The sequence below is a fragment of the Methylocella tundrae genome, from assembly GCF_038024855.1.
Taxonomy (GTDB): domain Bacteria; phylum Pseudomonadota; class Alphaproteobacteria; order Rhizobiales; family Beijerinckiaceae; genus Methylocapsa; species Methylocapsa tundrae.
Genome location: NZ_CP139089.1, coordinates 114,145 through 138,339 on the forward strand (window position 1 = coordinate 114,145; position 24,195 = coordinate 138,339).

Genomic DNA, 24,195 nt, shown 5'->3' on the forward strand with positions numbered 1-24,195 from the left:
AAGGCGATTGACAGGCTAGAGTTTGAAGGAAGCGGGCGGCATGAGTCTGATGCGTTATGTGTATTTCGACGGCGAAGGCGGCCCTGAGGTCATCCGAATCGGCGAAGCCGAAGCGCCGGCGCCCGCCGCGGGCCAGGTTCTGATCGAGGTCGTCGCGGCAGGCGTCAATCGGCCCGATTGCATGCAGCGGGCAGGCGTCTATCCGCCGCCGCCGGGCGAATCCAATGTTCCGGGGCTCGAGGTCGCCGGCCGCATCGCGGCTCTTGGGGAGGGCGTCAAAACGCTCCAGCCCGGTGACGAGGTCTGCGCGCTTCTCGGCTCCGGCGGCTATGCCGATTACGTCCTCGCCGCCGAGCCTCTTTGCCTTCCAGTTCCCAAAACGCTGAGTCTCATCGAGGCAGCCGGCGTTCCCGAAACCTTCTTCACCGTATACGACAATGTGTTTACGCGAGGGCGCCTGAAGGCGGGCGAGACTTTGCTCGTTCATGGCGGCTCCAGCGGCATTGGCACGACGGCGATCCAGCTCGCGAAGGCGTTCGGCGCGCGGGTTATCGTGACCGCGGGATCGGACGATAAATGCGCGTTCTGCCGGACGCTCGGCGCCGATTTCGCGATCAACTACAAGACGCAGGATTTCGTCGCCGAAACCAAGGCGTTCGCGGGAGAGCACGGCGTCGACCTCGTTCTTGACATGGTCGCGGGCTCCTATTTCACCAAGAACCTGTCACTCCTTGCGGTGGAAGGGCGGCTCGTCCAGATCGCCTGCTCCGCGAGCGGAAAAATCGAGGGCTTCAACCTGTGGCCGGTGCTGCTGCGCCGCCTCACCATCACGGGCTCGACGCTGCGCGCGCGATCCGTAGCGCAAAAGGCCGAAGTCGCCGCCGCTTTGCGCGAAAGCGTCTGGCCGCTGCTCGAAGACGGCAAGGTCAAGCCGATCATCCACGCAACCTTTCCGCTCGAACAGGCGCGCGAGGCGCATGAGTTGATGGAGTCATCGTCCCATGTCGGCAAGATCCTGCTTGTGACGGGCCGGTAGGCGCGGTCGCTCTTGCATATTTCCATATGTCGGTTATTATCGACACATGGAAAATCAAATGGCGATAGAAAGTCTGGCTGCGCTGGCTCAAGCGACGCGCCTTGATGTGTTTCGCCTTCTTGTGAAGCATGAACCGGCGGGCCTTTCCGCCGGCGACATCGCTCACCGTCTCGGCGCGCCGCATAATACGCTGTCGGCGCATTTCGCGGTTCTCTCGCGCGCCGGACTGATTCGCCGCGAACGCCAGAGCCGCTCGATCATCTATCGCGCCGATCTTGGCGCGATTCAGCGGCTTGTGGCCTTTCTCGTCGAGGATTGCTGCGGGGCAAGGGCGGAAAGCTGCGCTCCGTTGCTGGCCGACCTTGTTTGCTGTCCCAAGGAGTGATCAGTCATGAATGATCGCGTCTTCAACGTTCTATTTCTCTGCACCGGCAACAGCGCCCGCTCGATCATGGCGGAAGCGATCCTGAACAAGATCGGAGCAGGACGCTTTCGCGCTTTTTCAGCGGGCAGCCATCCGAAAGCTTCGGTCAATCCATTCGCCATCAGGACGCTCGAAAGCTTCGAAGTTCCGACGGCGGGCCTCCGCGCGAAAAGCTGGGAGGAATTCGCGCGGCCGGAGGCGCCTGCCCTCGATTTCGTCTTCACGGTTTGCGACAACGCCGCGGGCGAAACCTGTCCGGTTTGGCCGGGCCAGCCGATGACGGCGCATTGGGGCATCGAAGATCCGGCCTCGGTCGAAGGAACCGACGTTCAAAAGGAGGCGGCGTTCGACATGGCCTATTCCTATCTGCAGCGCCGGATTTCCCTGTTCATCGCTCTGCCTTTCAAGAGCCTCGACAAATTGACGCTGAGCGGCCGTTTGCAGGACATTGGCCGGACCGAAGGCGCAACCAGCAGACGGCAGGGAGCGGCGTGACGGCGATGGATGTGATCATCTACCACAACCCGAAATGCGGCACTTCGCGCAATGTGCTGGGCCTCATCCGCAACGCGGGGGTTGAGCCGCATGTCATCGAATATCTCAAAACGCCCCCGACGCGCGCGATGGTGAGGCAGCTCGCGGCGCGCGCGGGCCAGCCGCTGCGCGCTCTGTTGCGAGAGAAGGAGGCGGCTTTTCGTGAACTGAAGCTCGATGATCCTGCGCTTCCCGACGAGGCCTTGCTCGACGCGATAGAAAAGCATCCGGTTTTGCTTAACCGGCCGATCGTCATATCGCCGAAGGGCGTCAAGCTCTGCCGCCCCTCCGAGCTCGTGCTCGATCTTCTGCCGGCGCAGCAGGGCGAGTTCTTCAAGGAAGACGGCGAGCGCGTCGTCGACGAACATGGCCGCCATGTCGCGAGCGCCTGACCTTATGTCAGCTCGAAGCGTCGCGACAGCGCTTGGTGAAACCGAAAGAATTTGAAATGTCCTTCTTTGAACGCACCCTTTCTTTGTGGGTCTGCGCCTGCATCGGCGCGGGCGTCGTCCTCGGCAAACTGAGCCCGGGGTTTTTTCACGCCGTGGGGGTGATGGAGCTCGCGAGAGTCAATCTGCCTGTCGCGGCGCTGATCTGGCTGATGATCGTTCCGATGCTGCTTAAAATCGATTTTGCGGCGCTCGGCGCGGTGCGTCGGCATTGGCGCGGCATGGGCGTAACGCTGTTCATCAATTGGGCGGTAAAGCCGTTTTCGATGGCGGCGCTCGGCTGGCTGTTCATCGGCCATATATTTCGCCCCTTTCTGCCAGCCGATCAGATCGCGTCCTATATCGCGGGGCTGATCCTTCTTGCCGCCGCGCCCTGTACCGCGATGGTCTTTGTCTGGTCGAATCTGATCAGGGGCGAGCCGCATTTCACCTTGAGTCAGGTGGCGCTGAATGACGTCATCATGGTCGTCGCTTTCGCGCCTCTGGTAGGCCTGCTGCTCGGTCTGTCGGCGATCGCCGTTCCCTGGGATACGCTCGCCCTTTCAGTCGGCCTTTATATTGTGATTCCGGTCATAGCGGCGCAGATGGCGCGGCGCGCACTGTTGCGGCGCGGCGGCCTCTCGGCGCTCGCACGTGTTCTGGCGCTGCTGCAGCCGCTCTCGCTCGCCGCGCTGCTCGCGACCCTTGTCCTGCTTTTCGGGTTTCAGGGTGAGCAAATCGTCGCAGAGCCGCTGATTATTCTCATGCTCGCGGCGCCGATCCTGGTGCAGGTCTATTTCAACGCCGGCTTCGCCTATCTCCTGAACCGGCTCGCCGGGGAGCCGCATTGCGTCGCCGGCCCTTCCGCCATGATCGGCGCCAGCAATTTCTTCGAGCTTGCCGTTGCGGCCGCCATCAGCCTGTTCGGCTTTCATTCGGGCGCCGCGCTGGCGACCGTCGTCGGCGTGCTGATCGAAGTTCCGGCGATGTTGTCGCTCGTCTTTATCGTCAACGCCAGCCGCGGCTGGTACGAGCTTGGCGCGACGCCAAAAGGAGAGATTGAACGCATTGGATAACTTACCCAACATTACGCCCTCTGCGTTCGAGGCTCCCGACACGGATTGCCTCCTGCCGCGGCTCGAGACGCGGCCGCCGCGTATTCTTTTGCTTTATGGGTCGCTGCGGGAGCGGTCCTATAGCCGCTTTCTGACGCAGGAGGCGGAACGTCTTTTGCAAGCTTTCGGCGCCGAAACCCGCATCTATGATCCAGGCGGATTGCCTTTGCCGGACGATGCGCCGCAGACCCATCCGAAAGTGGTTGAGTTGCGCGAGCTTTCCGCCTGGTCGGAAGGGCAGGTCTGGTGCTCGCCGGAGCGGCACGGCGCCATGACGGCCGTCATGAAGGCGCAGATCGACTGGATTCCGCTCTCGATCGGCGCCGTGCGGCCGACCCAGGGCAAGACGCTGGCTCTGATGCAGGTGAGCGGGGGGTCGCAGTCCTTCAACGCGGTCAATCAGCTCCGCGTGCTCGGCCGCTGGATGCGGATGATCACGATTCCGAATCAGTCCTCCGTCGCCAAGGCCTACGAGCAATTCGATGAAGCGGGCCGGATGCTCTCCTCGCCCTATTATGACCGCGTCGTCGACGTCATGGAGGAGCTGATCAAATTCACCCTTCTGACGCGCAACGTTTCATCCTACCTCACAAACCGCTACAGCGAGCGTAAGGAGGAGGCGGAAAAACTTTCCGCGCGTGTCAAACTCGGCGCGATCTGACCGGCTCGGCCTTGACGCTCCGGCCAAACTGCTCTAATTGACGCCGCTTGTCGCGCCTCCGGGCGCGCAAACTTTGCGGCGGGCTCCGGCCCGCCCAAACGCACCCGCGGCGCTTCCTTCAGACCATTCCGAACCTCGCGGCGAACAGCCGGGCGTCCGAATGGCGAAGACAAGAGCCTGTCGGCCCGGTTGTGAAAGACCGGGCAGAGGAGGGCGCGTTCCTCCCCCTGTTGGCGGGAGGACGCGAGTTTTTGAGCGCCGCGCTTTTTCAAAAAGCGCTGGCGTTCGTGCGCGTGTCCTCATTGCCAGCGCAATGATTTTTTAAGAGGACACGCGATGACAAAGCGCGCAGAAGCAAAATATAAAATCGACCGCCGTATGGGCCAGAACATCTGGGGCCGTCCGAAAAGCCCGGTCAACAGGCGCGAATATGGTCCCGGCCAGCATGGGCAGCGGCGCAAAGGCAAGCTCTCGGATTTCGGCACGCAGCTCAAAGCCAAGCAGAAGCTCAAGGGCTATTACGGCAATATTTCCGAGAAGCAGTTCCGCAAATATTACGCCGAGGCGATCCGGCTGCGCGGCGACTCGGGCGACAATCTGATCGGCCTGCTCGAGCGCCGTCTCGATGCGGTGATCTATCGCGCGAAATTCGTACCGACGGTTTTCTCCGCGCGCCAGTTCGTCAATCACGGCCACGTCAAGGTCAATGGCAAGCGCGTCAATATCGCTTCCTATCTCGTCAAGGTCGGCGATGTTGTCGAGATCAAGGAATCTTCACGTGAGATTCTGATCGTCCTCGAGGCGAAGCAACTCGCCGAACGCGATGTGCCGGACTATTACGAAGTCGACCACAATAAGATGACCGCCAAGATGACGCGCATTCCGCTGCCGGCGGACGTGCCCTATCCGGTGCTGATGGAGCCAAATCTCGTCATCGAGTTCTATTCGCGCTAAAGCATGACGCCGAAAATCTATAGGCTTTTCGGCCCCGTATCATGCGTTAAAACAAAAGCTTAAAAAGAGCAGGATGTGATTCCGTCTGAACGCATCCTGCTCTAAAGTGCGGACCGTCTCCGGGGAAAAGCGTGATTGAGTCCATTGGCGTCGATCACGCTTGAATTCCGCTTCGCACCCTCAAAACTTCTCGCCCTTCGCCCAGATTGCCGCGCTCAGCTCCGCCACGGGCGCCTGTGAACTGCGGCGCGTGCGCAGCATCACGAATTCAAGATCGCCAAGGATCGGCATGCCGTTGACCGGCGCCCGTTCGACGAGGCCTTTCGGAATCAGCTTTCGCGAATGCGCCATATAGCCTAGTCCGGCCTCTGTCGCGGCGACGAGGCCGCTGAGGCTGCCGCTCGTGCAGGCGATGCGCCAGGGCGCGCCGACCCGCTCCAGCGCGGCCAGCGCCATGAAGCGCGTGATGCTCGGTGGCGGATAAAGGATCAGCTGCACCTGATCGTTTGGCGTCGAGGGCGACTTCTCGGCGCCGACCCAGACGAGTTTGTCGCGCCAGATGAGGTCGCCGCGCTCTTCGCCCGGCCAGCGCTTGCAGAGCACGAGGTCGAGTTCGCCGGCGTCGAACCGGTTGATCAGCGTGTTGCTCAGCGCGATCGTGAATTCGAGATCGACGAGCGGATGGTTCTGGACGAATCCCGCCAGAATATCGGGCAGCCAGGACTGAACGAGATCCTCCGACGCGCCGAAGCGCAGGCGGCCGCGCAGTTTGGCTCCGCCAAAATAGCGCGTCGCTCTCTCATTCGTTTCAATAATGCTGCGGGCGAAAGCCACCATCGCCTCGCCTTCGACCGTCATGGTCACGGAGTGCGTATCGCGGATGAAAAGCCGGTGGCCGACCATTTTTTCGAGCTTGCGAACATGCTCGCTGACGGTTGGTTGGCCAAGGCCAAGGCGACGGCTCGCTTCGGAGAAGCTCGCGCCCTCCGCAATGACGAGAAAAGTCCGCAAACATACTGGATCAAGCATAAGGCTATCGGCAAAACCCATCGCACTTATCGCGATTATCCGCGTTCAGCTGCGCAACACAAACTGAATAATGGATCGCCTTACACTGTGAAAGGCGAAACAAGAAGAGACAGGGGAGGACAGGATGATGTTACATCGGCAAGGCGATCGTCCTTCAGCCGGGGCGCGTCGGCGGCGTTCGCGCGCTTGGCAGTGAATGAAGCCGCGCGCCATGATGATTTCCCGCAAGCTGACGTCAACGACGCATATTTTTATCGCCGCCTGCCAGTTCGTTTACATTTATACGCCCGTGCATGAATGGCGATATGGATTGCCTGTCGTGCAATGCTTGACTTTTCCTCTGCTGTTGGCGACCGGGCTTTGGCTCTTCATCGGTCGGCGGCTGTATGGGGTCAGGCGGGCGCAGCGCCCGCCGTCGCCGCTCGGCGAGGCGAAGGGTTGACGGCTCGCAGTCGCAGGTCTCGCGCCAGGCTATCAGCAAACCCTATTGCACTTATCGCGATCGCCCCCGTTCAGCTCGTAAAAGCAATCTCCCATAATGAGCCAGTTGCAGTCTGAAAGCTTCAACAAGAAAAGACGAGGGAACAAAAAATGACTTTATATTCGCGACGCAAGCTTCTTGCGACCGGCGCGGCCGGCGGCCTTGTAGCCGCGGCGGCCGCCACAGGAGCGTCGGCCGAAGACTATTCAGCCGCGGCCATGAGCGATCCGGGCCCGCATGACCCCGCCCAGGCGGCGACCAACCCTTATGACTGGCAGGGACTGCCGACCGATCACGGCAATCTCGGCATGCTTCGGCATTCCTTCTCGCAGGTGCACAATCGCCATACCGACGCCGGCTGGGCGCGCGAGGTGACGGTCCGCAATTTCCCGATCTCGAAAAACATGGCCGGCGTCAACATGCGCCTGCCCAAGGGCGCCGTCCGCGAATTGCATTGGCACGTGCCGGCCGAATGGGCCTTCGTGACCTATGGCGTCGGCCGGATCACCGCGGTGGATTCCGGCGCGCAACGTTTCGTCGCCGACGTCAAGGAAGGCGATCTCTGGTTCTTCCCCGGCGGCGTGCCGCATTCCATTCAAGGTTTGGGGCCTGACGGATGCGAGTTCATTCTCGTGTTCAACGACGGCAATTTCTCGGAAGACAGCACCTTTCTGATTACCGACTGGTTCAATCACACGCCAAAAGAGGTTCTCGCCAAGAACTTCGGCGTTCCAGCCTCGACCTTCGACAACACGACCAAAAAGGATCTCTGGATCTTCGGCGCCCCGGTGCCGGGCAGCCTTGCCGATGATCTCGCGCAGAGCCAGCAACCCTTCGTGACGAACCCCTATGCGTTTCCGCTGGGCGACCAGAAGCCGGTGTTCCAGTCGGCCGGCGGCTCTGTCCGCATCGCCGACGTAAACAACTTCCCCGCCACCACAATGTCGGCCGCGCTGGTCGAACTCGAGCCCGGCGGGCTGCGCGAACTGCACTGGCATCCGCTCTCCGACGAATGGCAATATTACATCAGCGGCACGGCGCGCATGGGCGTCTTCCATGGCGAAGGCCGCAATAATACGGTGGAGTTCCATCCGAGCGACGTCGGCTATGTGCCGCAGTCGATCGGCCATTATGTCCAGAACATCGGCAAGGACACGGTGCGCTTCCTCGAAGTGTTCACGACGCCGCAATACGCCGACGTCTCCCTGGCGTCGTGGATGAACAATGTGCCGCATGAGCTTGTCGCCGCCCATCTCAACATCGACGTGGCGACGCTGCAGAAACTGGCGCAGCGCAAGACGCCGGTTGTGCCGGTCTAGACCATTCGCTACCATGCGTTAAAATTCGGACGCCAGGCTGAGATTGAGGCGGACTCGCAGGTCGCGAGCCCGCCCTTCTCTTACGATGCGCATCGACAGCGCAATAAAAGGCGCAAATGGTCAGGGAGGACCGACGTGAGCACGACCTTGAATCTGGAACACGGCGTCGAAAAGGCCGGGTTTCTTTCGCGCGAAAACACTGTTGCCAAACCCGGCTTCAACCGGTGGCTCGTGCCACCCGCCGCTCTCGCCATTCATCTTTGCATCGGCATGGCCTATGGGCTCAGCGTGTTCTGGCTGCCGCTGTCGCGCGCGCTGGGGCATGACAAGTCGCTCGCCTGTCCCGACATGTCCGTCTTCAGCGCGTTGTTCACGACGAGTTGCGACTGGCGCATCAGCGATCTCCTCGTCACCTTTGAAGTTGGGATTGTCGTTCTTGGCGTGTCCGCTGCTTTGTTCGGCGGCTGGCTCGAACGCGCCGGGCCGCGCAAGGCGGGTCTCGCCGCCGCGATCTGCTGGGGCGGCGGCTTCCTGATCGGCGCTTACGCCGTCCATATCCACCAGCTCTGGCTTCTTTGGCTAGGCCTCGGCATCATCGGCGGAATTGGTCTTGGACTTGGCTATATTTCGCCGGTTTCCACTCTGATCAAATGGTTCCCGGACCGGCGCGGCATGGCGACCGGCATGGCCATCATGGGCTTTGGCGGCGGTGCGCTGATTGGTTCCCCGCTCGCCAACATTCTGATCAACCACTTCAAGTCGCCGACCGACGCCGGCGTCTGGCAGACCATGGCGGTGATGGGGGGCATCTATCTCGTCGCAATGCTGTGCGGCGCCTTCGGCTATCGCGTTCCGCCGAAAGACTGGCTGCCCGCGGGCTGGATCCCATCGCAGCATAAGAGCGCGCTTGTCACGAGCGGCAATGTCGATCTGAAGGACGCGCATAAGACGCCACAGTTCTGGCTCATCTGGGCGGTGCTCTGCCTCAACGTCTCGGCCGGCATCGGCGTTATTTCGATGGCGTCGCCGATGCTGCAGGAAATCTTCGCAGGCTCGCTCATCGGTCATCCCGACGTCGGATTCTCGGCTCTGGATACGGCGCAGAAAGCAGCCGTCGCGACGATCGCCGCCGGCTTCGTCGGGCTGTTATCTCTATTCAACATCGGCGGCCGTTTCGTCTGGGCCTCGCTCTCCGACAAGCTCGGGCGCAAGACGACTTATTTCACCTTTTTTGGTCTCGGCATCGTGCTTTACGCCTTGGCTCCCACTTTTGCGCATATGGGATCGAAGGCGCTTTTCGTTGCATCGATGTGCATCATCCTCTCGATGTATGGCGGCGGCTTTGCGACAGTGCCAGCCTATCTCGCGGATGTTTTTGGCACGCGGTTCGTTGGCGCCATCCACGGGCGTTTGCTGACCGCCTGGTCGACCGCCGGCATCGTCGGTCCGGTGGTGATCGGCTATATACGCGACGCGCAGATCGCCGCTGGAATCAACCGGGCGCTGGTCTATGACCGCACCATGTACATTCTGGCCGGTTTCCTGGCGGTCGGCCTCGTCTGCAACGCGCTGGTTCGTCCGGTGAAAGAAAAGTGGCTCATGAAGGACGAGCCGCTGGCGCATGGGGCGACGGCCGGCGGCGCCGTTGCGAAGGCAGGGCCGGGCGCTTCCGGCATCGGCGTTGGGGGCTTCGGCGTGGCGACGGCGATCCCGTGGGCGCTGGTCGGACTTCCGATCCTCTGGGGCGTCTGGAAAGCGCTCGAAAGCGCCGCCAAAATGTTTCAGTAAGCCTGTCCGGGGAATGAGGGCTGGCGGTAAAATGCCAGTCCGTCTTCCTTGAAATTCAGCGGCGCTCAGTCTTCCTTATAGCCGAGCTCAGGAACGCCCTGTTCGGCGCCATAATATTTGTAGGGCAGGAATTTGCCCGACATGGTGAGCTTCACACGATCGCCCTTGGGGTTCGGCTCCCGCTCAATCTGCAGATCGAAATCGATCGCCGACATGATGCCGTCGCCGAACTCTTCTTCGATCAGCGCCTTCCATGCCGGACCGTTGACCATCACCATTTCAAAGAAGCGATACAGAAGCGGATCGGTCGGAGGCATCGGAGAGCCTCTGTGAGGCACTTCATTCAGCATCCGCTCCTCAAGCTCGGAAAGACCGAAAAGCGCCGCGGCCTTTCTCGCCAGAGGCTTTACGAGCTTCATCTGGCCGAGCAGCGCGCCGACGATGATGATCTCCGACACGCCGCCGATCTCGCTGGTGATATATTTCCAGCTCCAATTGTGCTCGCGTTTGATGTCGAGGATTTTTTCGGTCAGTTCTTCGCGCTTCACGATTGATCGCTCCATGACGTCTGCAGGCTTCTCGAAGCTTCTGTCCTGTCGGCAGGATGAAATGAGAACGCTCGAACCGCGGCGGCGGCGCGGCGCAGGGCGTCGATGCTCGGGCGTCCCTGCGCGGAGCCAAGAGCGAGGAGCGCCGAAGCAAGCCGGGGTCCGACCTTATAATGATCGAACGCGGCGTCGCCGCCTGGAGCCAGCAGCGCCGTTTTGACGGCCTCGACGTCGGACGGGCTTCCGCCCGCGTCGAGGGCCAGCATAAAGGCCAGCGCGCCGCGCTCCTCGGGCCGATCGCGCCATTCGCCGCGCAGAAGCCGGTACAGATTGACGAAGCGCTTCACCGCACGGGCCGAAGGGCCCGCGAGCGGCGCGAGGGCGGTGAGGAGCTGCGCCTCGTCGTCGGTCAAGGGCTCATCGAGCACGGAGCGCGCCGCGTCTGGAAGGGTGGCTGGCTGCTTCGACTCCCTGGCGTCCGGGGCGCCGCCTCCAATGATGGCGCGGATTTGCGCGGAGTAATCCTGGCGCGCGGATATTTCGCCGACCTGGAACGGCGCCTGGATCCATTTATCGAGATCCAGCGCGTCGTCCGGCGAACCAGCGCCGAAGCGGAGCGGATCGGTGGAAATGAGGCTGACGTAACCTGGCCCGAGCAGGTTGCGGACATGGACGAGAACGTCCCGCGCGCGCGATGTCGGAAGAAGGTCGAGATTGTCGATCGCGACGACGATGCGTTGCGGCGTCTCGGCCGATCGTCCTTGCGCGGCGCCGCGCTTTTGCACCAGCGCGCCGACCGCGGCGATGAAGCGCTGGGCCTGCTGCTTTAAAACGTCCGTCTGGAAAGGCGATGGTTCAGCCAGCGCCGGATTGGCCGAGTGAAGACCGCCGGCCCGCCGCTCCGCCTCGGCGGCGTGGCGGCTGAGACGATCGACTTCGGCGGCAAAATCCTGCACGCGGCGCGTCTGATGCCCGAAGAAAGCGTCGCTTTCGCGCCGCCGCTCGAAAAGATCGCCCTTAAGCAGGCTTTCGCCGCGAAACACGAGCTGGATCAGACGCAGGCCCCGCCAGATGTTGGTCAAAAGCGCCAAAGCCGCGGCGACAAAGGCCGCCCCCCGCAGGGTTAGAAGCCAGCCGACGTGAGCCTCGATCCAGTCTGTCGCGCCCGCCATCTGCGGCTGCGTGCGCAGCCATCCGAGCCAGGTCGATTGATTATCGAAGGCAAGGCCGAGGCCGAAGCCGATCAGCGCGAAGACGATCGCCGTGACGATCAGTTTCGATTGCCCCTTGAGGCCCCAGAAGGCCTGCAGCGCGAAGCCCGTGCGCGACACGCCCTGGCTGTCGGCAAGGGCGCGCACCATATCCTTATAGCCCAGCAGAGGATCGCCGGCGACGCCGAAGCGCGCCATCGTCGTGGCGATTCGGTTGCGCCGGCGGCTCGCGTAAGCGTCAACCTGCGATCCCGGCGTCTCATAGAGAACGGTCTCGGCCAGCTTCGCTCGGCGAGTCTCCGCCTCCTCGAGCGAGCGGCGCTCTGCCTCGAGCTTTCGTCTTGCGGCGTCGAGTCGCTCAAAGGCCTCGCGCGCGGCGAGCGCGGGATCGCGCGCGGCCTGGCTGGCTTCGATGGCAAGGTTTGGCGCTTCGATCGCAAGGCGCGCATAAAGGGCGCTTGCGAGCGCCGGAACGGGATGCCCGTCGAGGTCGGCGGCGTTGACGCGAAGCGTCAAAACTTTCGCGAGGAACGGCGTTGAGCCGACGCGCGCCGCGCCCGCGCTCAAGCGTTCGATCGCATGAATGAGCTTGTTCAGCGCGACGCTCTTGCCGCAGCCCGAGGGGCCGAGCAGACCGATCGCGAGGGGCGTCTGCGTTCGACGATGCGCCGCGAGTTCGGCGAGGAGGTTGAGCGGCGCGTCGAGCCCCAGCGCGTCGGAGGCGAGGGCGGCGGGATCGTCCGCGACGTCCGCTGCGAAAATCGGCGCCTCGGCCGCAGGCGGCGCAGCTTCCGCCGCAAGGGCCGGCGCGGCGGCCGTCTTCGCGACCGAGCGGGCGGCTCCCTGGGCTGGCGCGGGCTCCGCGCCACGCGCGCCGGGAATGATCGTTCCGAGGTTCCGCAATCCGATGTCAGGCAAGGCGTTTATCCTTATTGAGGCATAGTTATTGTAGACCATCCTCGCTTGGAGCGGAATTGGTCAGTCTTGCTATCTCGTTGTTTCAACGCGGGATTTCATCGCGAAGGCCTGCAACTTCCAATATCAGGGATCTTCCCCGCAGGAAGTCTTGACCCGGCTCGGGCCCGGGCGCAAGCGATCCGGCGAAATCCGCGGGCAATGTGACGCGGCGCGCCTCAAGTTTGCGTGATGCTTTTTGCAAAGCTTGCCCTTGCGCTCCTTTTTCGACGTCGCCAAAGCGCGCGGCGCCCCATTTATCTGGACCCCTGCGCCCTGCGCGTTTACATAGCGTCCAACCCTTTAATCTCTGGCAACGGATGCGAGCCCTGATGGCGCGGCAATTCATTTATCATATGCAAGGTCTGACCAAGACCTTCTCCACCGGCAAGAAGATTCTCGAGAACGTCAATCTGTCATTTTATCCGGACGCCAAGATCGGCGTTCTCGGCGTCAATGGCGCCGGCAAATCGACGCTTTTGAAAATCATGGCCGGGATCGACAAGGAATATACTGGCGAAGGCTTTGTCGCCGAAGGCGCGAAGGTCGGCTATCTGCCGCAGGAGCCGCAACTCGACGACGGCCTCGACGTGCGGGGCAACGTCATGCAGGGCGTCGCATCGAAAACGGCCGTTCTCGAGCGCTACAATGATCTCGCGATGAATTACTCCGACGAGACCGCCGATGAAATGACGAAACTGCAGGACGAGATCGAGGCCAAGGGGCTCTGGGATCTCGACGCGCAGGTTGAGCTTGCCATGGATGCGCTGGGCTGCCCGCCGGACGACTGGCCGGTCAGCAAACTTTCCGGCGGCGAGCGCCGCCGCGTCGCGCTGTGCCGTCTGCTGCTGGAGCAGCCCGATTTGCTTCTCCTCGACGAGCCGACCAACCATCTCGACGCCGAGACGGTGAACTGGCTCGAAGGCCATTTGCGGGCCTATCCTGGCGCGATCCTGATCGTCACCCATGACCGCTATTTTCTTGACAATGTGACGGGCTGGATTCTCGAACTCGACCGCGGCCGCGGCATCCCTTACGAGGGCAATTATTCGGCGTGGCTGAAAGCGAAGCAAAAGCGCCTGCAGCAGGAAAAGAGCGAGGACGCCTCGCGCATGCGCGCTATTGAGGCGGAAGCCGGCTGGATTTCGTCGAGCCCGAAGGCCCGTCAGGCGAAATCGAAAGCCCGCATTCAGCGCTATGAGGATCTTGTCAACAAGCAGAACGACAAGCAGGCGGTGACCGGCCAGATCGTCATTCCCGTGGCCGAGCGGCTTGGCAATACGGTGGTCAATTTCGAGCATCTGTCGAAGGGTTTTGGCGACAAGCTGCTGATCGACGATCTCACCTTCAAGCTGCCGCCTGGCGGCATCGTCGGCGTCATCGGCCCGAACGGCGCCGGCAAGACGACGCTGTTTCGCATGATCACCGGTCAGGAAAAGCCGGACAAGGGCACGGTGACGGTCGGCGAATCGGTGCATCTTGGCTATGTCGATCAGTCGCGCGATTCGCTCGACCCGAAGAAAAACGTCTGGGAGGAAATCTCCGAGGGCGCCGAAGTGATCTATCTCGGCAAGCGCGAGATCAATTCGCGCGCCTATACCGGCGCGTTCAACTTCAAGGGGCCGGACCAGCAGAAAAAGGTCGGGCAGCTCTCGGGCGGGGAGCGCAATCGCGTGCATCTTGCAAAGATGCTGAAATCAGGCGCCAATCTCCTGCTGCTCGACGAGCCGACCAATGATCTCGACATCGAGACTTTGCGCGCGCTCGAGGAGGCGCTGACGGATTTTGCCGGCTGCGCCGTCATCATCTCGCATGACCGCTTCTTCCTCGACCGGATCGCGACCCATATTCTCGCCTATGAGGGCGACAGCCATGTCGAATGGTTCGAGGGCAATTTCCAGGACTATGAAGAGGACAAGAAGCGCCGCCTCGGGCAGGAGAGCCTCATCCCGCACCGGATGAAATATAAGAAGTTCTCGCGGTAGCTCGCGGCGGCCGGACTTTCGAGCGGAACGGCATTCCGTTCCTTAAGTCTTTATTTTAACGAATGAGGGGTCCGAAAAGTCTGCAATCTTTCGGGATCGTTTTCGAGTGTCTTCAAAATAAAATAGAGGCTGATGATCCCGGTAACGCGCTTACCGGGATCATGCGTTTCGCGCCGTGAATTCAGCGCAATGCGCCGACAAGCCAGAGGACCAGCAAAATAATAAGAACCGTGCCAAGCACGCCGCCAAGGCCCGCGCCGCCGTAGAGGCTATGCGCGTAGTAACCGCCTCCGCCGCCAAAGATTAACAACAAAATAATGATGATAAGGAGGGTGCTCATTTTTTGTCTCCGGCCAGATTGCTTTCTGACGCTTGTCCAACGAGGCAATCATCGAGGGCGCTAGCTTAACGCAAACTGCAGAGTTTGGTTCAAATGTTTGTGCAAGGCATGGACGCAAATAAGCTTTTTTTTGAAGCTCCCTCTCTTGGGCGGCCACGTTCAAGCGACGTGAAAGGCGGCGCTGAGCTCTTCGACCGCTTCCCATAATTCATCGAAATGAGCGATGACGCGGTCAGGCTTGAACGTCTCGACGGGCAGGTCCGTATAGCCGAAATTGACGGCGACGACCGGCACTTCGGCGTTGCGCGCCGTTTCAATGTCGGTTTTGGAGTCGCCGACCATAATGGCCCGGCGCGGGTCGCCGCCCGCCTTGGCGATGGTGTGCAGCAAAGCTCCGCCGTCGGGCTTGCTGACGGCGAATGTGTCCTTGCCGCAGATCGCCTTGAACCGTTCGGCGACGCCGAGCGCGGTCAGCAGCAGGACGGAAGGGCCTTCGATCTTGTTGGTGCAGACGGCAAAGCTCCAGCCCGCCTCCTCGAACCGGTCAAGCGCCGCGGTGACGCCCGGATAAAGCACGCTGTCGTCGGCGATGTGCTCCTCGTAATGGAGGAGATAATCGCTAAAAAGCTGATCGAGCTTGATCTCGTCCACTTCGACGCCATTGGCCTTTAGCCCACGCTGGAGCAGCGCTTTGGCGCCGGCGCCGACCATGGAGCGGGCGTCCTGGAAGGGAATAGCGGCTAGCCCCTCGCGCGTGAGAAGGGCGTTGAGCGTCGAGACGAGATCGACGGCGGTGTCTGCGAGCGTGCCGTCGAGATCAAAGACGAGCAGCGGACGCGGCGAAAGAGACTGGGTCATGGGCTCCTGCTCAAGCCGGAAGAAATATGGTCGTGAACCTTTAGGGAAGGCGGGGTTTTAGGCAAGCGACAGTTTTGGTCATATCGCCGCCGCCGTGAGCGGCGAACCCTTAGATGTCCCGGCGATTTGGTGTAGAACAGCGTCAAAATCAATGGTGAAGAGGCGCTCGGGGAGCTCACATATGCGGGTCTTGGATTTTCTTTTTTCACCACCGTGCGCGTCAAAACGCGGCTGGCTCGCCGCCGCTCTGGCCGCGGCGATGGGCGCCGCCGCGCCCGCCCTCGCCGCGAATTACGAGTTTCTGGCGGCTCCCGAGACGGATTTGAACCGAGTCTACCGCCTTGACCGCGCGACGGGTGAGATCGGCGCATGCCAATATGGGCTGAAGGAAGGAACCGTCGGCGTCACGCTTTGCTATCCGTCTGGGGAGGGCGCCGGCCCGCAGGCTTCAAGCGAATATTCGCTGATCGCCTCGCGGCATGAGCGCGAAGGCGGCGTGTTCCGCGTCGACCTGCGCACGGGCATGATGTCTATTTGCTATGTTTTGAACGAGTCCGTCGTCTGCACGCCGCAGGCGCGGTGACGCGCGAACGAGCCTGAAGGCAAAGCTTGACGGAAACATGCGCAAAGGACTACGCCGCTTGGGACGCCGCAGTCTCTCGCGAAAAGCCTTGCGCGGCCGAGGCCAGAGATTTGCCGATGAGCGCCTTCAGTTCCGACGCCGCAAAGCGCCTTGCCGCCGCCGAGGCCCTGAAACTGGTCGCGCCCGGCATGAGGCTTGGGCTTGGCACAGGATCGACGGCGAGGCATTTCGTCGATTTGCTCGGCGCGCGGGTAGCGGGCGGCCTCGATGTAATCTGCGTGCCGACGTCAGAACAGACGAGAGCTCAGGCGGAACAACTCTTTATACCTCTCGCGACGATCGACTCCGTGCCGGAACTCGATCTGACCGTCGATGGCGCCGATGAATTCGATGCGCGCCTGCGGCTCATCAAAGGCGGCGGCGGAGCCCTGCTGCGTGAGAAAATCGTCGCTACGGCCTCGCGACGGATGATCGTCATCGCGGATTCCTCGAAGCAGGTTAAAACCCTTGGCGCATTCCCGCTGCCGGTCGAGGTCACTCCTTTCGGTCTTGAAGTGACCTGCCGCATGATCCGCGCCACAGCTGAAGCGACGGGAGCAACAGGAAGCATCCGGCCGCGTCAGACCGCTGGAGGAAAAGCTTTTATCAGCGACAATGGAAATTACATCGTCGACTGCCATTTCGGCGCGCTGCCAGATCCCGATGAGCTGGCGCGGCGTCTTTCCGCCATTCCGGGCGTCGTGGAGCATGGGCTGTTCATCGGCGTCGCCAAGGCTGTCATCAGCGCGGGTCCGGAAGGCGTCGAGATTTTCGGCCGGCTTGACGAAGCGCCATAGCGAATAATTCTGGCGATGGGCGGGGCCATCGGCTCCCGAACACGCATCGGAAGAGCAAATTCCGCTCGAGATTGAGGCTTGCTTTGGGAGATTGCCGGTTGCTCAAGATGATCGCGAGACATGAGTTGATGCTTGGCTTTGGGCTCGCTCTGATGGCCGCGGCGACGCTCTGTCCCGCGGCGGCCCAGCAAAAGGCGCCCGCCCCCGCCCAGCCGGCGAGTCCCGCCCCGGCGGCGGCGCCGATCACTCCGGCTCATCTCGCCGCCGCGCGCGCGCTGGTCATCGGATCCGGCATGTCGCGCTCGTTCGGCGTCGTCATACCGCAGTTCGTGGACCAGATCGGCAGCTCGCTCTCGCAGACGCGGCCGGAAATCGTTCAGGATCTCAAGGAAGTTTTGACCAATCTTCGGCCAGAATTTGAAAAGCAGGCCGACGAAATGACAGATATCGCCGCGCAAATTTTCGCCAAGCGTCTGAGCGAGGCGGATCTCAACGCCGCCGTCGCTTTCTTCAACAGCACCGCCGGCAAGAACTATGTGGCGGCGCAGCCGGCCATTTTGACCGATATCGTAACCGCCATGCAGGGCTGGCAGGGCAAGATCTCGACCGACATGATGACCCGCGTGCGCGAAGAGATGAAGAAAAAGGGTCACGACATCTAGGGATCGCGCCGAAACAAGCGCCTCTGGCGCGCGACAGGCTCAAAGCCTCGCCCGGAAACCCGGGCTGAACGCCAGCTTGACAGTCCTTCAAAACCTTTTGTCGCCGATTTTGCCTACGGAGGCGCTGAGAATGGCTGATTTCGATGTTGATCTCTTTGTCATCGGAGCAGGCTCCGGGGGCGTCCGGGCCGCGCGGATCGCGGCCGGCTACGGCGCAAGGGTCGCCATCGCGGAGGAGTTCCGGATCGGCGGCACCTGCGTCATCCGCGGCTGCGTTCCCAAAAAATTGATGGTCTACGCCAGCCGCTTCAAGGATGATTTCGACGACGCGGCGGGATTTGGCTGGACCGTTCCTGCCCCGTCTTTCAGCTGGCGGAAACTGGTTTCGGGCAAGGAACAGGAAATCTCGCGGCTGTCGGCGATCTATCGCGCCAATCTCGACAAGGCCGGCGTCCTGACCATCAACAGCCGGGCCGTGGTGGAGGACGCCAACACCGTGCGCCTTCTGGCGGACGGCCGCCAGCTGCGCGCCAAAAAAATCCTCATTGCCACAGGCGGAACGCCGGTGCTCGACCCTGATATTCCGGGACGCGAGTATGCGATCACCTCGAACGACGTCTTTGATCTTCCATCCTTGCCAGGGCGCCTGCTGATCGTCGGCGCGGGCTATATTTCGGTCGAGTTCGCCTCGATTTTCGCACGGCTTGGAACCAAGGTCGCGATCGCGACGCGGGGCGAGAATGTTTTGCGCGGCTTCGACGAAGATTTGCGTAACGGCGTTCGCGATGCGCTGATCCATGCGGGCGTCGATTTTCATTTCAGCCATTTGCCGACGCGGATCGAAAAGAACTCCGGCGACCTTCGCGCCCATCTGACTTCGGGAATTTATCTCGACGTCGATCACGTGATGCTCGCGACCGGCCGGCGCCCCCATACGGCCGGGCTCGGCCTTGAAACGGCGGGAGTCGAACTCGATGGCCTCGGCGCCGTCGTGGTCGACGCCTTCTCGAAATCCAGCATTGATTCCATCTATGCGGTCGGCGACGTGACGAACCGCCTCGCGCTGACGCCGATCGCCATTCGTGAAGGCCACGCTTTCGCCGACACCGTTTTCGGCGGCAAGCCGACCGCGGTCATTCATGTCAATGTTCCAACCGCGGTCTTCACGACGCCGGAGATCGGCACAGTCGGCCTCAGCGAAAGCGAAGCGCGCGCCATCTATGATTGCGTTGACATCTATTCGGCGAGTTTTCGCCCCCTCAAGGCGACGCTTTCCGGCCGGGCTGAGAAGGTTTGCATGAAGATCGTCGTCGATGGCGCGACCGATGTGGTGCTCGGGGTGCACATCCTTGGCGACGACGCGGGCGAAATGGCGCAGCTGCTGGCGATCGCGGTCAGGCTCGGCGCGAAAAAAGCCGATTTCGACGCGACCATCGCGGTGCACCCGACCTCCGCCGAGGAGCTTGTCACGATGCGCACGCGCACGGCCCGTTATGAGCGGGCGACCATGGGGCCCGAGGCGCCTGACGCCATCGCCGCCGTTGAAGCGTAGTTGAGCGCGTAAGCGGGGAAATCGTGAAACGTCCGCATTTAGAGGGTATTGTCAGCGGCGTCCCAGTTTGCGGCCCGCGCCGTTTCCTTCCGAAAGTCGGATTGGCGATTCGTGCGTTGCGGGTCCGCGCCGATGGGCGACATGGAGTTCGCAGCGATGGGTGACTTATCTGTCAGGCAATGCACCGTTGCGGACAAAGGCGCCGTGTCGGCGATGCTTGGAGCCGCGTTCCAGGAAGATCCCGTCATGTGCTTCATCTTCCCCGATCCCGAGGCGCGGCGCGCCCGGCTGCCGGGCTTTTTCGGCGTCATTTATGACGGCGACGGCGCAAACGGCGCTCGCTTGATGACGGTCAACGGCGAGGCGGCGACCCTCTGGCGGGCGCCGGGTCACGGGCGCCTCTCTCTGCGCGAGAAAATACAGCAGGCCTGGCCGTGGGTGGCCGCGTCCGGTTCCGCGCTGGGCCGCGCGCTCGCCTACAGCGGAGCCAGCGACAGGCATCACCCCTCCGAGGCGCATTGGTATCTTCACATCGCGGGCTGTCACCCCGCAGCGCAACGACAAGGTTTTGGCAGCGCGGCCATTCGCGCGGGGCTCCTGCGCTCCGATTCCGATGGCGTCCCCGCCTATCTGGAAACGGCGACCGAAAGCAATCTGCCGTTTTACGACTCGCTCGGCTTCAATGTCATCGGCGAGTGGAAGGTCAGGAACGGGCCCCTATGCTGGTCGATGCTTCGCAAGCCAGCCAGATAGGCGCGGCGGAAGCGCGCGCCGGGTAGCGCAGGGCGCCTTGCGTCAATGGGTTTTCGCCTGCTAGAGCATTTTAGAAAAGCGTTTCCTATGTTAGGAGGCGCCGTTATAGATGCCGATCTGTTCGGCTCGGATCCGCGGCCTTTGGCGCGGTCTGAGGCTTAAGATTCTCAATGCGACAATCACACGGCGGCGAATGGCCGTCCGGGAGTACAAAAATGTCCGCCGATAATTGGTCGCCCTCCAGCTGGAGAGGCAAGCCAATCGAGCAATCGCCCGCTTATCCCGACGCCGCCGCGCTGGCCGACGTCGAGAGGCAGCTCGCCGGCTTTCCGCCGCTCGTCTTCGCCGGCGAGGCGCGCAAGCTGAAGCGCATGCTCGGTAAAGTCGCCAATGGCGAAGCCTTCCTTCTGCAGGGCGGCGATTGCGCCGAAAGCTTTGCTGAACATTCGGCCGACAATATCCGCGATTTCTTTCGCGTCTTCCTGCAGATGTCCGTCGTTGCGACCTTCGCCGCCGCTCTGCCCGTGATCAAGGTCGGCCGGATCGCGGGCCAGTTCGCAAAACCCCGCTCGGCGCCTGACGAGACCGTTGGCGGCGTCTCCCTGCCGAGCTATCGCGGCGACATCGTCAACGACATCGCATTCAAGGCGGCGGCGCGCGTGCCGGACCCCGTGCGCCAGCTTGACGCCTATCGCCAATCGGCGGCGACCTTGAACCTGCTGCGCGCCTTCGCGACCGGCGGCTACGCCAATCTCGAAAACGCGCATGGCTGGATGCTGAGCTTCATCAAGGACAGCCCGCAGTCGGCGCGTTATCAGGAGCTTGCCGACCGCATCACCGAGACGCTCGGTTTTATGCGCGCGATAGGGCTCGACCCCGAATCGCATCAGGAATTGCGGCAGACCGATTTCTACACCTCGCATGAGGCGCTGCTGCTCGGCTTCGAGGAGGCGCTGACGCGCGTCGATTCGACAACCGGCGATCATTACGCGACCTCCGGCCATATGATCTGGATCGGCGACCGCACGCGCCAGTTGGATCATGCGCATATCGAATATGCGCGCGGGGTGAAAAATCCGATCGGCCTCAAATGTGGTCCCTCGCTCAGCGGCGATGAACTGATCCGCCTGATCGACATTTTGAATCCCGCCAATGAGCCGGGGCGGCTGACGCTGATCTGCCGCTTTGGCGCGGATAAGGCCGCGGACCATCTGCCGACGCTCATTCGGTCGGTGAAGAAGGAAGGGCGCAGCGTCGTCTGGTCCTGCGACCCGATGCATGGCAATACGGTCAAGGCGGCGTCCGGCTTCAAGACGCGGCCGTTCGACAGGATCATCAGCGAAATCCGGACCTTCTTTTCGGTGCATCAGGCCGAGGGGACCTATGCCGGCGGCGTGCACCTCGAAATGACCGGCAAGAACGTGACCGAATGCACCGGCGGCGCGCGGGCGATCTCTGACGCCGATCTGCATGATCGCTACCACACCTATTGCGATCCGCGGCTCAATGCGGAGCAGGCGATCGAGATCGCTTTCCTGATCGCCGAACTCCTCAAGGCCGAGCGCATCGGCCGGGGCCTCGCGGCGCAGGCCGCCGCCGAGTAGTCAGGGCGCCAAATGAAATTTTCTTTCAGTCGGTCCTCTTCGCCTGGAGTCTATCCGGGCGAAGAGGAGGCCGGTTCGCATAAGCAAAGGGCGCCCGGCCAAAAACGCCGCGCCGCGCGCTCCGCGGGTTGCGCGATGATCTTGGGCGCCCGCGTCCTTCGATGATCGCAGACAGCCTCGTCATCGGCCTTGCCCAGATCGATTCGACGGTCGGCGACATCGCCGGCAACGTCGCCCGCATCCGCGCCGCGCGCGCGGAGGCCGCCGCTTTCGGCGCCGATCTTTTGATGTTTTCCGAACTGTTCATCGCGGGCTATCCGCCGGAAGACCTCGTCCTCAAGCCGGCCTTTCTTGAGGCCTGCCGCGCCGCCTGCGAGGACGTCGCCCGCGACACCGCCGATGGCGGTCCGGCGATCCTCGTCGGCCTGCCTTTCGTCGAGGATGGGCGCACGTATAATGCCTACGCCTTGCTCGACAAGGGCCGCATCGAGGCTGTGCGCTTCAAGGTGGACCTGCCGAATTATGGCGTCTTCGACGAAAAGCGGGTGTTCGCGGCCGGCCCGATGCCGGGGCCGATCGTCTTCAGGGGCGTGCGCATCGGCCTGCCGATCTGCGAGGACATCTGGGGGCCGGACCCGGTCGAATGCATCGCCGAGACCGGCGGCGAAATCCTTCTTTCGCCGAACGGCTCGCCCTATTGGCGCGGCAAGAGCGACGAACGGCTCGCCGTGGCCGTCGCCCGCGTCATCGAGAGCGGATTGCCGCTGATCTATCTCAATCAGGTCGGCGGGCAGGACGAACTCGTGTTCGACGGCGCGTCTTTCGGGCTGAACGCTAACGCCACGCTCGCTTTTCAGCTTCCGGCTTTCACATCGACCGTCGCCAAAACGGTCTGGCGGCGCGGCCCCAAAGGCTTTGTCTGCGTCGAAGGCCCGAAAGTCCAGGTCGAGCAGGGCGAGGAGGCCGATTACGCCGCCTGCGTCCTCGGCCTTCGCGAATATGTTGATAAGAATGGTTTTCCCGGCGTCGTGCTTGGGCTTTCAGGCGGCGTCGATTCGGCCCTCTGCGCGGCGATGGCGGTGGATGCGCTTGGTCCCGAGCGCGTCCATTGCCTCATGCTGCCCTATCGCTACACCTCAAAGGAATCTCTCGCGGACGCCGAGGCTTGCGCCCGCGCGCTTGGCGTGCGCTACGATATTGTGCCGATCGAGCCGGTCGTCGCGGGCTTTGAGACGGCGCTCGGCCCGATCTTTCAAGGGACGACGCCGGGCCTTACGGAGGAAAACATCCAGAGCCGCGTGCGCGGCGCGATTTTGATGGCGGTTTCCAACAAATTCGGCGCGATGCTGGTGACAACCGGCAACAAGTCGGAACTGTCCGTCGGTTACGCCACCATTTATGGCGACATGAATGGCGGCTTCAACCCGCTGAAAGACCTCTATAAAATGGAGGTGTTCCGGCTCGCCGCCCTGCGCAACCGTTTTGTCCCCAAGGGCGCGCTGGGGCCTGCCGGCGAGGTGATCCCGAAAAATATTCTCATCAAGCCGCCGTCGGCGGAGCTGCGGGAGAACCAAAAAGATCAGGATTCCCTGCCGCCCTATGAAGAGCTCGACGCGATCCTCGAAGGTCTCGTCGAGAAGGAAATGCGGGTGTCGGACCTCGTCGCCGCGGGCCAAAATCTCGAGACGGTGAAACGCATCGAGCGGATGCTCTATCTTGCCGAATATAAGCGCCGCCAGTCGGCGCCGGGCGTGAAAGTCACGAGGAAGAATTTCGGCCGCGACAGGCGCTATCCGATCCTCAACCGCTTCCGCGACGCCGGCGCTCCCGCCGTTGCGCCGCAAGAGGGGCCGAGCGGACGCGGCTTCGCGCCGACGGATGACGCAATTTAGGGAGGAACCGGGGAGCTGAACTCTTACAGATGCCCCGGCCTTTACTTCCCATGCTCCTCGCGCCATTTCCTCACGGCGGCGAGCGCGTTCTCAATGTGTTTTTCCGCGCCATTGTCGGCTAAAGTGGAAATGATCTTTCCCTCTGGCGAAATCACAAAGGAAACGCGATGGGCGAAGGCCGGCCCGGCGCCCGGAATCGTGAAGGCGACGTCATAGGCCTTGATGACCGAAAAGCTTGGGTCCGCGCCGACCGGAAATTTGTCGCGGCATTCCTTGCTCGAAAATTCGCGCTGAACGTCGATGCCGTCGCTCGAAACGCCGATGACGCTCGCGCCCGCCGCCGCGAAATCTTCGATGCTCTCGGCGAATTCATGCGCCTCGACCGTGCAGACGCTCGTGAATGATTTTGGGTAGAAGTAGAGGACCACAGGGCCTTTCTTCAAGGCTTCCGCAAGGGAGAACTCAAACACCTTGCCGCCTTGCGCCGCCGCTACGGTGAAGTCTGGCGCGGCGTCTCCCGGCTTCAGGGCCGCCATGGCGGCGGTGGCGAAAAGGCCAAAGAAAAGAGAAAGGAAAAGGGTCGAGGGCTTCAAGGCGGCATCCTTTTGTCGCGAACGCGCAGAGGCGGCCAACAGAGAGCCGAACGCC

24 protein-coding genes are annotated in these 24,195 nt (G+C 62.1%); 18 read left to right on the forward strand and 6 right to left on the reverse strand.

Features of this window, described 5'->3' with window-relative positions; all coding sequences use genetic code 11:
* Nucleotides 1–49: 49 nt before the first annotated feature.
* The 7 genes from SIN04_RS02970 (at nt 50) to rpsD (ending at nt 5,152) form a co-directional block, all read left to right on the forward strand.
* Nucleotides 50–1,036, forward strand: coding sequence for an NAD(P)H-quinone oxidoreductase (locus tag SIN04_RS02970; protein WP_134492211.1), 987 nt, complete (start codon nt 50–52; stop codon nt 1,034–1,036).
* A gap of 46 nt (nt 1,037–1,082) precedes the next feature.
* Nucleotides 1,083–1,421: an ArsR/SmtB family transcription factor gene (locus tag SIN04_RS02975; RefSeq protein WP_134486043.1), complete on the forward strand. Its 339-nt coding sequence runs from the start codon at nt 1,083–1,085 to the stop codon at nt 1,419–1,421.
* A gap of 6 nt (nt 1,422–1,427) precedes the next feature.
* A complete protein-coding gene (locus tag SIN04_RS02980) occupies nt 1,428–1,955 on the forward strand; it encodes an arsenate reductase ArsC (protein WP_134486044.1) in 528 nt (175 codons plus the stop codon).
* Nucleotides 1,956–1,960: 5 nt separating this feature from the next.
* Nucleotides 1,961–2,386 carry an arsenate reductase (glutaredoxin) gene (arsC, locus tag SIN04_RS02985; RefSeq protein WP_341264488.1) on the forward strand — a complete coding sequence of 142 codons (426 nt, stop codon included), beginning with the start codon at nt 1,961–1,963 and terminating at the stop codon, nt 2,384–2,386.
* A 56-nt stretch (nt 2,387–2,442) separates the two neighbouring features.
* Nucleotides 2,443–3,498, forward strand: a complete 1,056-nt coding sequence (arsB, locus tag SIN04_RS02990; RefSeq protein ID WP_134486045.1) for an ACR3 family arsenite efflux transporter — start codon at nt 2,443–2,445, stop codon at nt 3,496–3,498.
* Nucleotides 3,491–4,198, forward strand: a complete 708-nt coding sequence (gene arsH, locus SIN04_RS02995; RefSeq protein ID WP_134492213.1) for an arsenical resistance protein ArsH — start codon at nt 3,491–3,493, stop codon at nt 4,196–4,198. The genes arsB and arsH overlap by 8 nt, the downstream gene beginning before the upstream one ends.
* Nucleotides 4,199–4,534: 336 nt before the next feature.
* Entirely contained in the window at nt 4,535–5,152 is a 618-nt protein-coding gene (rpsD, locus tag SIN04_RS03000; RefSeq protein ID WP_134486046.1) for a 30S ribosomal protein S4, read from the forward strand.
* A 180-nt stretch (nt 5,153–5,332) separates the two neighbouring features.
* Here the strand turns inward: rpsD and SIN04_RS03005 are convergent, their stop codons facing one another.
* The gene (locus SIN04_RS03005; protein WP_134486047.1) at nt 5,333–6,181 is read right to left on the reverse strand and encodes a LysR family transcriptional regulator; all 849 of its coding nucleotides are present in this window, start codon (nt 6,179–6,181) and stop codon (nt 5,333–5,335) included.
* A gap of 211 nt (nt 6,182–6,392) precedes the next feature.
* On the opposite strand from SIN04_RS03005, the gene SIN04_RS03010 reads away from it, so the two are divergent.
* From SIN04_RS03010 to SIN04_RS03020, 3 genes are all read left to right on the forward strand, one after another.
* On the forward strand, nt 6,393–6,623 hold the full coding sequence (locus tag SIN04_RS03010; RefSeq protein ID WP_134486048.1) for a hypothetical protein: 231 nt from the start codon (nt 6,393–6,395) through the stop codon (nt 6,621–6,623).
* A gap of 149 nt (nt 6,624–6,772) precedes the next feature.
* Entirely contained in the window at nt 6,773–7,981 is a 1,209-nt protein-coding gene (locus tag SIN04_RS03015) for a cupin domain-containing protein (RefSeq protein WP_134486049.1), read from the forward strand.
* Nucleotides 7,982–8,116: 135 nt separating this feature from the next.
* Nucleotides 8,117–9,769, forward strand: coding sequence for an OFA family MFS transporter (locus SIN04_RS03020; RefSeq protein WP_341264197.1), 1,653 nt, complete (start codon nt 8,117–8,119; stop codon nt 9,767–9,769).
* 65 nt (nt 9,770–9,834) lie between these two features.
* Here SIN04_RS03020 and cynS read toward each other — a convergent pair whose 3' ends face one another.
* Together cynS and SIN04_RS03030 are read right to left on the reverse strand one after the other, a co-directional pair.
* Entirely contained in the window at nt 9,835–10,317 is a 483-nt protein-coding gene (gene cynS, locus SIN04_RS03025) for a cyanase (protein ID WP_134486050.1), read from the reverse strand.
* Entirely contained in the window at nt 10,314–12,446 is a 2,133-nt protein-coding gene (locus tag SIN04_RS03030) for a P-loop NTPase fold protein (protein ID WP_166795831.1), read from the reverse strand. The genes cynS and SIN04_RS03030 overlap by 4 nt, the downstream gene beginning before the upstream one ends.
* A 368-nt stretch (nt 12,447–12,814) precedes the next feature.
* On the opposite strand from SIN04_RS03030, the gene ettA reads away from it, so the two are divergent.
* On the forward strand, nt 12,815–14,467 hold the full coding sequence (gene ettA / locus SIN04_RS03035) for an energy-dependent translational throttle protein EttA (RefSeq protein ID WP_134486052.1): 1,653 nt from the start codon (nt 12,815–12,817) through the stop codon (nt 14,465–14,467).
* A 181-nt stretch (nt 14,468–14,648) separates the two neighbouring features.
* Here the strand turns inward: ettA and SIN04_RS03040 are convergent, their stop codons facing one another.
* Complete coding sequence (locus SIN04_RS03040) at nt 14,649–14,807, reverse strand: DUF3309 family protein (protein WP_134486053.1); 159 nt, start codon at nt 14,805–14,807, stop codon at nt 14,649–14,651.
* Nucleotides 14,808–14,966: 159 nt separating this feature from the next.
* Nucleotides 14,967–15,665: an HAD-IA family hydrolase gene (locus SIN04_RS03045; protein ID WP_174511432.1), complete on the reverse strand. Its 699-nt coding sequence runs from the start codon at nt 15,663–15,665 to the stop codon at nt 14,967–14,969.
* A gap of 181 nt (nt 15,666–15,846) precedes the next feature.
* Between SIN04_RS03045 and SIN04_RS03050 the strand changes: the two genes are divergently transcribed.
* From SIN04_RS03050 to SIN04_RS03080, 7 genes are all read left to right on the forward strand, one after another.
* A complete protein-coding gene (locus tag SIN04_RS03050) occupies nt 15,847–16,248 on the forward strand; it encodes a hypothetical protein (protein WP_134486054.1) in 402 nt (133 codons plus the stop codon).
* Nucleotides 16,249–16,364: 116 nt separating this feature from the next.
* Entirely contained in the window at nt 16,365–17,084 is a 720-nt protein-coding gene (gene rpiA, locus SIN04_RS03055) for a ribose-5-phosphate isomerase RpiA (RefSeq protein WP_134486055.1), read from the forward strand.
* 107 nt (nt 17,085–17,191) lie between these two features.
* Complete coding sequence (locus SIN04_RS03060) at nt 17,192–17,746, forward strand: DUF2059 domain-containing protein (protein WP_174511512.1); 555 nt, start codon at nt 17,192–17,194, stop codon at nt 17,744–17,746.
* A gap of 130 nt (nt 17,747–17,876) precedes the next feature.
* A complete protein-coding gene (gor, locus tag SIN04_RS03065; protein WP_134486057.1) occupies nt 17,877–19,298 on the forward strand; it encodes a glutathione-disulfide reductase in 1,422 nt (473 codons plus the stop codon).
* Between the two features lie 156 nt (nt 19,299–19,454).
* Nucleotides 19,455–20,051: a GNAT family N-acetyltransferase gene (locus SIN04_RS03070; protein ID WP_197731937.1), complete on the forward strand. Its 597-nt coding sequence runs from the start codon at nt 19,455–19,457 to the stop codon at nt 20,049–20,051.
* A 215-nt stretch (nt 20,052–20,266) separates the two neighbouring features.
* Complete coding sequence (locus SIN04_RS03075) at nt 20,267–21,655, forward strand: class II 3-deoxy-7-phosphoheptulonate synthase (RefSeq protein ID WP_134486058.1); 1,389 nt, start codon at nt 20,267–20,269, stop codon at nt 21,653–21,655.
* A gap of 161 nt (nt 21,656–21,816) precedes the next feature.
* Nucleotides 21,817–23,547, forward strand: coding sequence for an NAD+ synthase (locus tag SIN04_RS03080; RefSeq protein WP_134486059.1), 1,731 nt, complete (start codon nt 21,817–21,819; stop codon nt 23,545–23,547).
* A gap of 41 nt (nt 23,548–23,588) precedes the next feature.
* Here SIN04_RS03080 and SIN04_RS03085 read toward each other — a convergent pair whose 3' ends face one another.
* Nucleotides 23,589–24,140: a peroxiredoxin gene (locus SIN04_RS03085; protein WP_244605641.1), complete on the reverse strand. Its 552-nt coding sequence runs from the start codon at nt 24,138–24,140 to the stop codon at nt 23,589–23,591.
* Nucleotides 24,141–24,195: the final 55 nt, after the last annotated feature.

Excerpts from the sequence above, each read along its gene's own strand:
- SIN04_RS02970 (WP_134492211.1), top strand. The coding sequence starts at position 50 with ATGCGTTATGTGTATTTCGACGGCGAAGGCGGCCCTGAGGTCATCCGA.
- SIN04_RS02975 (WP_134486043.1), top strand. The coding sequence starts at position 1,083 with ATGGAAAATCAAATGGCGATAGAAAGTCTGGCTGCGCTGGCTCAAGCG.
- SIN04_RS02980 (WP_134486044.1), top strand. The coding sequence starts at position 1,428 with ATGAATGATCGCGTCTTCAACGTTCTATTTCTCTGCACCGGCAACAGC.
- arsC (WP_341264488.1), top strand. The coding sequence starts at position 1,961 with ATGGATGTGATCATCTACCACAACCCGAAATGCGGCACTTCGCGCAAT.
- arsB (WP_134486045.1), top strand. The coding sequence starts at position 2,443 with ATGTCCTTCTTTGAACGCACCCTTTCTTTGTGGGTCTGCGCCTGCATC.
- rpsD (WP_134486046.1), top strand. The coding sequence starts at position 4,535 with ATGACAAAGCGCGCAGAAGCAAAATATAAAATCGACCGCCGTATGGGC.
- SIN04_RS03005 (WP_134486047.1), bottom strand. The coding sequence starts at position 6,181 with ATGCTTGATCCAGTATGTTTGCGGACTTTTCTCGTCATTGCGGAGGGC.
- SIN04_RS03010 (WP_134486048.1), top strand. The coding sequence starts at position 6,393 with ATGATGATTTCCCGCAAGCTGACGTCAACGACGCATATTTTTATCGCC.
- SIN04_RS03015 (WP_134486049.1), top strand. The coding sequence starts at position 6,773 with ATGACTTTATATTCGCGACGCAAGCTTCTTGCGACCGGCGCGGCCGGC.
- ettA (WP_134486052.1), top strand. The coding sequence starts at position 12,815 with ATGGCGCGGCAATTCATTTATCATATGCAAGGTCTGACCAAGACCTTC.
- SIN04_RS03040 (WP_134486053.1), bottom strand. The coding sequence starts at position 14,807 with ATGAGCACCCTCCTTATCATCATTATTTTGTTGTTAATCTTTGGCGGC.
- SIN04_RS03045 (WP_174511432.1), bottom strand. The coding sequence starts at position 15,665 with ATGACCCAGTCTCTTTCGCCGCGTCCGCTGCTCGTCTTTGATCTCGAC.
- SIN04_RS03050 (WP_134486054.1), top strand. The coding sequence starts at position 15,847 with ATGCGGGTCTTGGATTTTCTTTTTTCACCACCGTGCGCGTCAAAACGC.
- rpiA (WP_134486055.1), top strand. The coding sequence starts at position 16,365 with ATGAGCGCCTTCAGTTCCGACGCCGCAAAGCGCCTTGCCGCCGCCGAG.
- SIN04_RS03060 (WP_174511512.1), top strand. The coding sequence starts at position 17,192 with ATGATCGCGAGACATGAGTTGATGCTTGGCTTTGGGCTCGCTCTGATG.
- gor (WP_134486057.1), top strand. The coding sequence starts at position 17,877 with ATGGCTGATTTCGATGTTGATCTCTTTGTCATCGGAGCAGGCTCCGGG.
- SIN04_RS03070 (WP_197731937.1), top strand. The coding sequence starts at position 19,455 with ATGGGTGACTTATCTGTCAGGCAATGCACCGTTGCGGACAAAGGCGCC.
- SIN04_RS03075 (WP_134486058.1), top strand. The coding sequence starts at position 20,267 with ATGTCCGCCGATAATTGGTCGCCCTCCAGCTGGAGAGGCAAGCCAATC.
- SIN04_RS03080 (WP_134486059.1), top strand. The coding sequence starts at position 21,817 with ATGATCGCAGACAGCCTCGTCATCGGCCTTGCCCAGATCGATTCGACG.